A 10725-nucleotide genomic window follows, 5' to 3' on the forward strand; every position below is an offset into this window, starting at 1 on the left:
ACGGGGGCCAGGTCGAACCGAAGGACGTCCCGGCCGACGCCGTCACCTCCTCCGGCTCCGGCCTCGACCCGGACATCTCCCCCGAGTACGCCAAGCTCCAGGTCCACCGGGTCGCCGAGCGGAACAAGCTCGACGTCACACAGGTCGAGAAGCTCGTAGCCGACCACACCACCGACCACACCGCCGCCGCACCCTCGGCTTCATGGGCGAACCGCGCGTCAACGTCCTCGAACTCAACATCGCCCTGAAGGCGCTCTCCACGAGCTGACGTCCCCCGACGCACCGGCCGGGAGCCGCGACCCGGTGAAGCTTTCCGGTCGCCGCACTAAGGGCTGTCCCGGAATCCCCGGTGGATCAGCCCACGCCGTCAGATGCGGTGCATTGCAAGGCGGAGGGGCGTCCTCATACTGGGCGTATTCGGGCGTTCCGACAACGCAGCGAGGTGCCGTAGCTGTCGTCGTGCGCCCGCCGGGGATTGCGGGACAGCCCTTAGAGCCACTTGTTGCGGCGCAGCGCCCGGTAGACGACCGTGCACACGATCGCCATGAAGCCCCAGACCGCGGGGTAGCCGTACGGGGACCTGAGCTCGGGCATGTGCTCGAAGTTCATGCCGTAGACGCCGACGATCATGGTGGGGACGGCGATGAGTGCGGCCCAGGCGCTGATGCGGCGCATGTCGGCGTTCTGCTGGACGCCGAGCTGGGCGATGCTCGCGCTGAGCATGCCGGAGACGAGTTCGTCGAAGGACAGGATCTGTTCGCTGACCCGCTGGTGGTGGTCGGCCACGTCCCGGAAGTACGTGGCGACCTCCGACGGGACCCCGGGGACCGCGCCTTCACCGAGGCGCTGCAGGGGGCCGGCGAGCGGCATCACGGCGCGCTTGAATTCGAGGAGCTCGCGCTTGAGCTGGTAGATCCGCCCGGCGTCCACCGGGCGGCCCGGGGAGAAGACCTCGGCTTCCAGGGTGTCGACGTCGCCGGCGAAGGCGTCCGCGACCTCGACGTAGCGGTCGACGACCATGTCCGCCACCGCGTGCAGGACGGCCGCGGGTCCGCAGCCCAGCTGCTGCGGATCGTCCTGGAGCTGTCGGCGCACGTCATCCAGCGGCGGGGCGCTGCCGTGGCGGACGGTGATCGCGAAGCCGGGGCCGGCGAAGACCATGATCTCGCCGGTGTCGACGATCTCGCTGGTCGCGGTGACCGTCTCGTGTTCGACGTAGACGATCGTCTTCAGCACCAGGAACAGCATGTCTCCGTAGCGTTCCAGCTTGGGCCGCTGGTGGGCGTGGACGGCGTCCTCCACGGCGAGGGGGTGCAGGCCGAACGCCTCGGCGACCTCCTGGAGCTGCTCCTCGGTGGGCTCGTACAGACCGATCCACGCGAACCGGCCCTCCCGCGGGTCTATGCGCTTCATGACCGTGTCCAGGGTCACCTGGCCGGGGATGCGGTGCCCGTCCTCGTAGAGCGCGCAGTCCACCACCGCCGACGGCAGAACCGCACCGCCCCCGCCGCCCTCGCCACCCCGCTCCGCCGCCATGTGCTGCCTCTTGTCCCTTTGTGCCTTGTCCGATGCGTAGAGGTGCAACCTACCCACGACCGCCAGGTGATCACCCGCGTCCCTGACCGGGGTGGGCGCCGGCGCGGCGGCGGCGCCGGAACGTCCCCCTCGGCGTGTGCCGCGAGGAGGCGTCCCGGGCGTTCTCGCGGCGGGTATACCCTGCTCGATGGCCCATGTCCCGTGCGCAGCGAAAGGCAGGTGAGTTCCCCGATGTGTGGTGAACCTCCCAGTCGCGCGCCGCGGGGCGCTGCCGTGCCCGGCTCGTAGCCGGCTCTGCAGGCGGCGTCTGCGGCGTGCCCTTTGCGCATCCCTCACGCCTTGCTGCTTCTGCCTGCGGAAGGACCCCTGCCGTGTCCGAGCGTCGTCTGCGCGCCCTGCGCGCGTTCACCAAGCCCGCCAAGCGCCCCGCCGAGCCCCGCCCCGATGCCGGACAGCCCGCGCCGACCGTGGCGGCCGGCCCGCAGCCACCGCGCGGGAACAGCGTGGTCACGGCCGCGATCTACCACGACGGTGTCCGCACGAGCACCCACGACTCGCTCGCCCAGACCTTCGGCAAGCTCCGCGAGGCGGAAGGGGGCATGGCGTGGATCGGCCTGCACCGGCCGACCGAGACCGAGCTGCTGTCCGTCGCCGAGGAGTTCGACCTGCACCCCCTCGCCGTCGAGGACGCGCTGGAAGCCCACCAGCGGCCCAAGCTGGAACGCTACGGCGACACCCTCTTCGTCGTGCTCCGCGCCGCCCGCTACCTCGACGCCGCCGAAGAGGTCGACTTCGGCGAGCTCCACGTCTTCGTCGGACCCGACTTCGTCATCACCGTCCGCCACGGCGCCGCCCCGGACCTGGCAGCGGTCCGGCGCCGGATGGAAAGCAGCCCGGACCTCCTCAAGCGCGGTCCCGAATCCGTCCTGTACGCGATCCTCGACGCAGTCGTCGACGGGTACGCCCCCGTCGTGGCGGGCGTGGAGAACGACGTGGACGAGATCGAGACCGAGGTCTTCAGCGGAGACCCGAAGGTCTCCCGCCGCATCTACGAACTCTCCCGGGAAGTGGTCGAGTTCGCCCGCGCGACCCGGCCCCTGACCCGGATCCTCGAAGGGCTCTCGGCCGGGTTCGAGAAGTACGGCATCGACGAGGAACTCCGCCGCTACCTGCGCGACGTCGCCGACCACGCCACCCACGTGACCGAACGCGTCGACGGCTTCCGCCTCGCGCTCCAGGACATCCTCGCCGTCAACGCGACCCTGGTCAGCCAGCAGCAGAATGAGGAGATGAAGCAGCTGGCCCAGGCGGGCCACGCGCAGAACGAGGAGATCAAGAAGATCTCCTCGTGGGCGGCCATCCTGTTTGCACCCACGTTGGTGGGAACCATCTACGGCATGAACTTCGAGACCATGCCCGAACTGCACTGGGCGGCGGGCTACCCCTTCGCCATCCTGCTGATGGCGGTCGTCTGCACGAGCCTGTACGTCATCTTCAAGAAGCGGGACTGGCTGTAGGAGTCAGTTGACCCCTCACGCACCAACGGGGGGCACCGGCAGCGGTAGCCCGTCAGGCATGCACAAGGCCATCCGCCATCACCAGCCGAACGCGGCGCAGCGCCTGGAGATCGCTCAGGGGATCACCATCAACGACCAGGAGGTCCGCGCGGAGGCCGGGGAGCAGGCGCCCCGTGACCTTGCCCAGCCCGAGTGCCTCCGCCGCCTCGCAGGTGGCCAGGTCGACGATCTCCTGCGAGGTGCAGCCCAGATGGGCGAAGAACTCGAGACTGGACACGAAGTCATCGAAGACCGCCCGGCTCACGCCCGCGTCCGTGCCGGTGAGCAGCCGCACCCCGCGCTCGCGCATTCGGCGGATCCTCGGTCCCGCGACCCCCGACGTCGTCGCCGGACTGCACGGAAAGCCGTACGACAGCCCACGCGATGCCTGTGTGGAATACCTGACCGAGGTGCGGCGCCTGATCGGGACCGAGGACGGAGCCGCCGGACCCGGCATCGGCGCCTCCATCGGTCTGCCGGGCCTGCGGCACCCGGGAGTGGAGACCGGGCTCGGTGTGCTCCGGCCGACGCTCGCGCGGGCCGCGGGCCGGGCGGCGGACGCGGCGATCAGCTGGATGACCCCGCCCGGCTACGTCCGCGACACCCTGCTGCCCGCCATGGCGAAGGGCGCGGCCGAGTCGGGCCGCCCGGTGCCCCGCATGGTCACCGTCGTGCACGCCGCCGTCGACCGCCCGGGACGCCACGCCTACCGGCTCGCCTTCGCAGCGGCCCACGTCCACCTCGCCGGGCCGCACTACTGCGACATGCTGCGCCGCGCCGGACTGCGCGTCCACCACAACCGCCCGGGCCTCGGCGCCCGCGCCCTCGTCGACTCCGGAGTCTTCCTCTACGGCACGCCCGGGAACATCGCCGCACAGCTGGCCGAATTCGATCGGGCGGGGGTGGACGAAGTTGTCGTCAACGTCGCGGGAGTGTATTCCGAGCATGGCCGACCGGACGCCGTACGGGACCTCCAGGAGATCCTCGCGGCCTGCCGGGAAGCGACGAACTGACCCATGAACGGGTGGGAGAGGCCAGGGCACGACCGCGTGCCGCCCTCCCGCACGCGGTGAGGAGAGGCAAGACGATGCCCGACGACATCGCCCGATGGCTGAACGAGCACGCCAACCCGTTGAGTACCCTGACCCCCGGCGCGCCGGTGGAGGACCTGAAACCCCTGGGCGAGGCACTGCGGGGGACACGGATCGTCGGTCTGGGGGAATCCACCCACGGCACGGGCGAGTTCTTCCGGCTGAAGCACCGCATCGTGGAGTTCCTGGTCCGTGAGGAGGGGTTCACCACCCTCGCCATGGAGGCCAGCCAGTCCGCGGCCCGCGCACTCGACGCGTACGTCCGGTACGGCACGGGCTCCCCCGAACGGCTCGTCGCCAGGCTGGGCTTCTGGACTTGGCGCACCCGCGAGATGGTCGATCTCGTCGAGTGGCTGCGCGCCCACAATCGCGACCTGCCCGAAGAGCGCCGGGTCCGCTTCGTGGGAACCGACCCCCAGCTCTGCGCCGACTCGGTCGAGGCCGTCGCCGCCTTTCTGCTCCGGGCTGCGCCCGATCAGGCCGGGCGCGTCAGCGCCCTGGACGTACTGGCCGGGGCCCGCCCGAGCACGCTTCCGGACCCGGACAAGGCCCTGATGCGACGCGCAGAGGAGATCGCCCGCCTCATCGCGGACCACGCTGAGCGGCCGGGTCCCGGCGATGACGCCGGCGAGGCTCTGGAACACGCGCGGATCCTCGTCCGCGCCGCCGACCTGGTGACCCGGCCCTTCGCAGCCTCGGCCGGCGAGGACGGCGTGCTCGCCGCGCGTGACCGCTACATGGCCGAGGCCGTCGCACGGCTCGTGGACGACGACCCCGAGGCTCGCATCATGCTCTGGGCACACAACGGGCACATTGCGAAGGGCACGTACGGGGACCAGGTGCCGGCCCTCGGCAGCAAGCTCCGCGAACGCTACGGCGACACCTACTACGCGCTGGCCCTCCTCTTCGGCAAGGGCTCCTTCCTGGCCCGCCGCGGCAACGACCTTCAGCGCCCGCCGGCCCGCCACCGCATCGGCACCGGCCTCCGCTCCCTGGAGGCCAGACTCACGCACGCCGTACCCGGCGACTACTACGCGGACTTCCGCGCCGCGGGTTCCCCCGCCGACGCCGCGCCCTGGCTGCACGCCCCGCACGCGCAGCGCAGCTTCGGCGCCAACGTCCAACGGTTCCTCTACCGCTTGAACACCGCCCCGCTCGTCCCGGCCGAGGACTATGACGGCATCGCGTTCGTAGCACGCTCGACCTGCTCCCACCTGCTGCCCGCGGCGGAGGACTGAGGTTCTCTCACGGCCACAGGTCGAGCGCGGCGTTCAGAGTCAGCTGCCACATCGGTTCGGCACCGGTGCCGAATGCCGCAGCGAGCCCGTACCCCACGGACGTGTCGTACGGGTCCCTGGCACGCTCGGACTCGCCCGCCGCCTCCCAGTCGGCCGACACGCGCCCGTCGCCGCTCGATGTGAAGACGCCGAGCAGCCGCTCGTCCCGCAGCAGCCGGCTGGTACCGAGGGAATCCGGAACCAGCAGATAGCTGCAATCCCGCGCCCCTGAGACGACCTCGACCCGGTACGAGCGCCGGGTCAGGAATCCCTTGGACGGCCGCAGGGTCTCCTCTGCACCGTCGACGAGCAGAGTGAGGTGCTCGGGGTCGCGCGTCCCGATCGGCACATGGCTCTCCGGCATTGTGTTCGGGGCCCGCCGGATGTCGACCGGCGGCAGACCGTCCCCGCTCACGCCCAGCGTCCCGGTCTCATGGTCGAGTTCGATCCGGACCGTGCCGAAGAGCGGATCGTCGGCGGGCACGTACGCGTACGGATTCATCGGGACCCTTGCCTCCTGTTCATCCTGGTGATCGACTTCCCCCAGTCTCGTCCGGAGGCGGAGGGCCGGTTCCCTTTCCAGCCAGAGGCGGGCCGGTGGGCAGGGGCGGCGCCACGGCCTGGGCGTCGGGGAGCGCAGCGGTTGTTCCCCTGTGAACGAGCAGCCGTACCCAGCCACGAGCTACCACCAAGCGAATGACGGTCACCTACTCCTGCCTCGCTGCTGAAGCCGCGTTGTGGAGCGGCAGGGGAGGATCGGCCGTACAAACGGGCAGCACGGTGAAAGGGACGGAAAGGCTGATCGCCGCAGATCAGGGGGCCTCTCCGGGCGCTTTCCGCAGGTCAGCGGCGTGCGTGTGACGACTTCAAGAAGATTTCCTCGTGGGCCGCCATCCTCTTCGCCCCCACCCTGGTGGGAACTCCCCGGGGAGAAGTGATGCGGGTGATCTCCTCCCCCGGGTTCCGGTCTGTTCCGGTCCGAGCCCGGCCCGAGCGAGGGGTGGCACCCCGGGCGGCCCGGTCCCGCTCCTGTCGTCACGGAGGACGGTCGGTCAGCTCGCCGCCCGTACCGCTTCCCTGATCAGGTCGGCGACCCGGGTGGGCTCGGAGAGGACGACGGCGTGGGAGGCGTCCGGCAGTTCGACGACGACGGCTCCGGCCCGTGCCGCGCCGAAGCGCTGGACCTCGGGGCTGATCGTGCGGTCCGCCCCGGCCACCAGGGCCCAGGACGGTTTGGTCCGCCACGCCGCCGCGGACGCGGTCTCGGTGAAGGCGGCCGTGGCGAGCGGGCGTTGGGTCGCTGCCAGGACGGCGGCGACGTCCTCGGGCACGTCCGCCGCGAAGACGGCGGGAAAGGCCGTCTCCTCGATGGTGACCTCGACCCCGCAGTCGCCGTCGAGGAGCGGGTAGGTCCACTTCTTCAGGCTGCCCGTCAGCGAGGACTCGGGGAAGCGCTCTTGGAGCTGGCCGAGGCTCTCGCCCTCGTGGGGCACGTAGGCGGCCACGTAGACGAGCCCCACGACGTTCTCCGCGACGCCGGCCACGGTGATCAGCGCACCGCCGTACGAGTGGCCGACGAGTACGGCCGGGCCCTCGACCTGGGCCAGGACGGAGGCGAGGTAGGCGGCGTCCGCCGTCAGCCCCCGCAGCGGGTTCGACGGAGCGATCACCGGGATGCCGCTGCTGCGCAGTTCCGAGATGACGCCTATCCAGCCTGTCGCGTCGGCGAAGGCGCCGTGCACGAGGACGACGGTGGGGTTGGGCATGCGCGTTCTCTTCTCGATATCGGGCACGTGTGGGGCGTCGTCACGGCGGTCGGAGCGCGGCCCGGACGTCGGTAAGAGGTGCGTGCGACGGTTACTCACGGTAGAGCTGTGGAAGCGGCACCTCTTGTACGTGCGCGTATCCGCGCCGTCATGACGGCGCACACACCTCTCAGGCCCTTCGCTCGTCCTGGACGGCGGCAGTGGTCGATGCGAAGGCCGAGGTCGCCAGCGCCTGCCATTCGCTGGGGCTCATGCCGTAGGCCCCGCGGAACGTGCGGCTGAAGTGCGAGGGGCTGCTGAAGCCCCAGCGGCGTGCCACCGCGGCCATGGTGATCCTCCGGTTGGAGCGGCCCAGCTCGACCCGGCAGAATTCGAGCCTGCGCTGCCGCACCCATTGGCTCACCGTGCTGCCGGCGTTCTGGAAGAGCTTCTGCAGGTACCGGACGGAGATGTGGTGGGCGCGTGCGATCGACTCCGGTGAGAGGTCCGGGTCCATCAGATGTTCTTCGATGTAGACGCGGATACGCGACAGCATCTCGTTGACGGTCCCGGGCGCGTCGTCTGCCTCGTCCGTCGCGTCCGCGTCGAGGAGCTCCATGACCAGGACGGAGAGGAGATGTACGGCTGTCCGGGCGCGCCGGTCCCCGATCGTGGAGTGGCGCAACCCCGCCTCGGCGGCGAGCGCGGTCAGGAAGTCGGACACCAGCGCCCCGATCCCCTCCCCGCCGCGTACGGGTACGCCGAGCACCTGGTCCAGCTCCGACTCCGTGACGCCCAGATAGCACCGGGGCACCCGGAAGAAGATCGTCTGGCAGCCCTCGCCGAACCGCAGCAGATGCCGTCGGGCCGGGTCGCAGACGAACAGGTCGTTCGGCTCCAACAGGGTCTTGGCACGGTCGTGGACGACGGTGACGGGCCCACGGACATGGACGCCGAGGTAGACGTGGGTCCGGTCGTTCGTCTCCGGCATCTCGGAAAGCATCTGGACCAGCCACCCCGGGCGGGAGGAGGGCGGGGCCGGAGCGGGCGCTTGCCGGGGCACCCGGTGGGGCGCAGGAGACATCAGTGTGAGGGTCATGGGAATTCCTAGCCGTAGGTGCGTGCGGGCGGAGGGCGGATTCACACCCCGTTCGCCGGCTCCTCGGCCAGGAACTTCTCCACCACGGCGTTGAAGGCCGGCGGGTTCTCCAGGAAGGGGAAGTGCGAGCTCGCCACGTCGGAGGCGAAGACGTGCAGGCGTGCGCCGGGAATCCGCTCGGCGACGAAGCGCTGCGAATCGGGGTGGACGTGGCTTCCCTCACAGCCGATCACCAGGGCCGGCACATCGATCCGGGGAAGCACGTCGCGCCAGTCCTGCGCGCAGTGGTCGAACAACAGCGGTACGCCCGCGTAGGCGGGTGTGGACCGGATCTCTTCGGCGACGAAGGCCAGCACCTCTGGGTCGGGCTCGCCGGAGAACATGCCGCGCACGAAGTCGGCGCGGACCGTGTCGCCCTGCGGCCCCGCGAGGGCCGCCCCCAAGTACAAGAGCCCCGACACATCGAAGATGGCACCGGAGTCCCGCTGTTCCCGCTCGGTCATCCAGGGCACGGCGGCGACCGCCGCGGGCTGGTCGACGGCGACCAAGCGCCGGATCCGTCCGGTCCCGTACTGGTCGATCAAGCTCCACCACACCGAGACACCCATGGACCAGCCGAGTGCGTCGAACCGGTCGAGACCGAGATGGTCGACGAGTTCGAGCACATCGCGGGAGAGCCGGGCGATGCGGTAGCCGTGACGCGGCTTGCCGGACTTCCCATGGCCGCGGAAATCCATGGTGACGACGCGACGGCCGGGCGCCAACCCCTCGATCTGGTGGCGGAACATCGCCTGCGTCTGCCCCCAGCCGTGCAGCATCACCAGCGGCACGCCCTCGCCGCCGGTGTCCTGGTACGCGAGCCGTGCGCCGTCCGTCGTGATCAGTTCCTTCATGACCTCTCCCCTGGTCAGAGGCGGTACACCGCTCCCGCCCGTCGTTGACATCATCGAATGGGGCCCGCCGCCCGCACCACCGCGCGCTGTAGGAATCGGGCCGTGGGTCCTCCTCGCTTTGTCGAAGCACGTCCGTGGTCAGAGGGGCCGTGGTCAGAGGGGCCGTGGTCAGAGGGGCCGTGGTCCGACGGCCCCGTCGCCGCCCGGAGCGAGCAGTTCCTCGATCCTGAGGCCGAGGTGCAGAGTGAGCCGGTGGGCGCCGTCGTCGAGGTCGAGTCCGGTGATCTCCTGAATCCGGCGCAGGCGGTAGTAGAGCGAGGTGCGGTGGATTCCCAGCGTCTGCGCGGTCCGGGGAACCGATCCCGCGTGTTCGAGGAAGCAGTGCAGGGTGTCCCGCAGGCGGTCGCCGCCATGCGTGTCGCTCAGGACACGGAGCGGTTTCGGGACCAAAGACGCGTTCAGGGCGTGCTCGGGGAGCTGGAGCAGCACCGCGACCTCCCCGAGCAGCTCCCAGTCACCGGCACTCTTCAGGGTGGGCAGTCGGCGTGCCGCGCGTGCCGCCACGAGCGCCTGCTCGTACGACGTCCATGCGTCGTCCAGACTGGGGTGCCGGCCGCCGACGCCGACCACGGGGTCCGCCGACGGGCCCAGGAAGGTGCGGAGTTCGTCGAGGATGCGAGCGGACTGGGCAGCGACCTCGTCCGGACCGGGTGGGCGCTCGCGTAGCTGGAGCAGCGTCGCCCGCTCCTTGCCGATCGCGATGAGGCCCTGGGCGGAGCGCGTCTGCCGAAACCCTTCCAAGGCCCCCCACAGGGCCGCCTCGGACTGCCGCACGAGGTCCGTCGCCCAGTTCAGCTGGACGACGGTGACCAGGACGTGCTCCGCCGCTCCGAGCAGTCCGAGCTCCCTGCCTCGCCGCCGTGCGCTGGTACGGGCGGCGAGGTCGGTACCAACGAGTTCGAGGGCCAGGTCCCGCTCGTCGGCCTTTTGGGTGTCGGCGGCGATGTGCTCTCCGTACATCTGGGCGGCCATGGCGTCCGCGGCGCGGCCGATGGCACGTGTCTCGTGCTCCGCGAGCGTCTTCTCGGGCACGACCACCAGGAGCAGTCCGAGGAGATGCCCGCGCTCGCGCAGGGGCACGACGTACCGGGGCAGCAGTCCGAGATCGTCACGGCCGTCGATGAATCCGGCTCGGGACCACTGGGTCACTCCCTGGGCGAGGACGTAGCGGATGGACGCGTTGTCGGCGCGGCCCTGCAACAGGGTGCCGATGCGGACCGGGTCCTCGTCGCCGAAGTGGCGGCTCGTGCAGACCATGCGGACCAGCGGGTCGTCGACGGCGACGGACCGGCCGAGCCGCTCCGCGAGCTCGTCGACAAGCGCCTGGAGCTCGGGGCTGCCGGGGCGGGCTCGCTGGAGCCTTGCGGTCATACGCTGTTCCTCTTTCGACCAACGGTTCCCCGCGGACTTCTCCATTCCGCGGCTCTTGATCATTCTGAGGAAACGGCGGCGTCGGCACATCGCACGA

At 70.5% G+C, this 10725-nt stretch carries 10 protein-coding genes and 1 pseudogene; 4 read left to right on the forward strand and 7 right to left on the reverse strand.

Annotation, left to right across the window (positions count from 1 at the left end; genetic code table 11):
* Positions 1-8: 8 nt before the first annotated feature.
* Positions 9-268, forward strand: a pseudogene (locus AMK16_RS04480) (potassium-transporting ATPase subunit C); the annotation flags it as partial.
* Between the two features lie 221 nt (positions 269-489).
* Here AMK16_RS04480 and AMK16_RS04485 read toward each other — a convergent pair.
* A complete protein-coding gene (locus tag AMK16_RS04485; protein WP_242438575.1) occupies positions 490-1593 on the reverse strand; it encodes a magnesium and cobalt transport protein CorA in 1104 nt (367 codons plus the stop codon).
* A 314-nt stretch (positions 1594-1907) separates the two neighbouring features.
* Between AMK16_RS04485 and AMK16_RS04490 the strand changes: the two genes are divergently transcribed.
* Complete coding sequence (locus AMK16_RS04490) at positions 1908-3053, forward strand: magnesium and cobalt transport protein CorA (RefSeq protein ID WP_073908790.1); 1146 nt, start codon at positions 1908-1910, stop codon at positions 3051-3053.
* Between the two features lie 52 nt (positions 3054-3105).
* On the opposite strand, the gene AMK16_RS36550 is transcribed toward AMK16_RS04490, so the two are convergent.
* Complete coding sequence (locus tag AMK16_RS36550; protein ID WP_242438577.1) at positions 3106-3402, reverse strand: amidohydrolase family protein; 297 nt, start codon at positions 3400-3402, stop codon at positions 3106-3108.
* Between AMK16_RS36550 and AMK16_RS04500 the strand changes: the two genes are divergently transcribed.
* Together AMK16_RS04500 and AMK16_RS04505 are read left to right on the forward strand one after the other, a co-directional pair.
* Positions 3374-4105 (forward strand): LLM class flavin-dependent oxidoreductase, encoded by a 732-nt coding sequence (locus tag AMK16_RS04500; RefSeq protein ID WP_242438578.1) that lies wholly within the window; start codon positions 3374-3376, stop codon positions 4103-4105. The genes AMK16_RS36550 and AMK16_RS04500 overlap by 29 nt on opposite strands.
* Before the next feature lie 74 nt (positions 4106-4179).
* Positions 4180-5421: an erythromycin esterase family protein gene (locus AMK16_RS04505; RefSeq protein ID WP_073908793.1), complete on the forward strand. Its 1242-nt coding sequence runs from the start codon at positions 4180-4182 to the stop codon at positions 5419-5421.
* Positions 5422-5428: 7 nt separating this feature from the next.
* Here AMK16_RS04505 and AMK16_RS04510 read toward each other — a convergent pair whose 3' ends face one another.
* From AMK16_RS04510 to AMK16_RS04530, 5 genes are all read right to left on the reverse strand, one after another.
* Positions 5429-5962: a hypothetical protein gene (locus AMK16_RS04510; protein ID WP_073908796.1), complete on the reverse strand. Its 534-nt coding sequence runs from the start codon at positions 5960-5962 to the stop codon at positions 5429-5431.
* A gap of 550 nt (positions 5963-6512) precedes the next feature.
* Positions 6513-7226, reverse strand: coding sequence for an alpha/beta fold hydrolase (locus tag AMK16_RS04515; RefSeq protein WP_073908800.1), 714 nt, complete (start codon positions 7224-7226; stop codon positions 6513-6515).
* A gap of 169 nt (positions 7227-7395) precedes the next feature.
* Positions 7396-8196 (reverse strand): helix-turn-helix domain-containing protein, encoded by an 801-nt coding sequence (locus tag AMK16_RS04520; protein ID WP_242438579.1) that lies wholly within the window; start codon positions 8194-8196, stop codon positions 7396-7398.
* 149 nt (positions 8197-8345) lie between these two features.
* Positions 8346-9197 (reverse strand): alpha/beta fold hydrolase, encoded by an 852-nt coding sequence (locus AMK16_RS04525; protein WP_242438580.1) that lies wholly within the window; start codon positions 9195-9197, stop codon positions 8346-8348.
* A 168-nt stretch (positions 9198-9365) separates the two neighbouring features.
* Positions 9366-10628, reverse strand: coding sequence for a PucR family transcriptional regulator (locus tag AMK16_RS04530; RefSeq protein WP_073908808.1), 1263 nt, complete (start codon positions 10626-10628; stop codon positions 9366-9368).
* Positions 10629-10725: the final 97 nt, after the last annotated feature.

Source organism: Streptomyces sp. CB00455, assembly GCF_001905445.1.
In the GTDB taxonomy this organism is placed as follows: Bacteria; Actinomycetota; Actinomycetes; order Streptomycetales; family Streptomycetaceae; genus Streptomyces.

What these genes read in the sequence shown, in the direction of transcription:
- AMK16_RS36550 (WP_242438577.1), bottom strand. Translation starts at nt 3,402, where the DNA reads ATGCGCGAGCGCGGGGTGCGGCTGCTCACCGGCACGGACGCGGGCGTG.
- AMK16_RS04505 (WP_073908793.1), top strand. Translation starts at nt 4,180, where the DNA reads ATGCCCGACGACATCGCCCGATGGCTGAACGAGCACGCCAACCCGTTG.
- AMK16_RS04510 (WP_073908796.1), bottom strand. Translation starts at nt 5,962, where the DNA reads ATGAATCCGTACGCGTACGTGCCCGCCGACGATCCGCTCTTCGGCACG.
- AMK16_RS04515 (WP_073908800.1), bottom strand. Translation starts at nt 7,226, where the DNA reads ATGCCCAACCCCACCGTCGTCCTCGTGCACGGCGCCTTCGCCGACGCG.
- AMK16_RS04520 (WP_242438579.1), bottom strand. Translation starts at nt 8,196, where the DNA reads ATGCCGGAGACGAACGACCGGACCCACGTCTACCTCGGCGTCCATGTC.
- AMK16_RS04525 (WP_242438580.1), bottom strand. Translation starts at nt 9,197, where the DNA reads ATGAAGGAACTGATCACGACGGACGGCGCACGGCTCGCGTACCAGGAC.
- AMK16_RS04530 (WP_073908808.1), bottom strand. Translation starts at nt 10,628, where the DNA reads ATGACCGCAAGGCTCCAGCGAGCCCGCCCCGGCAGCCCCGAGCTCCAG.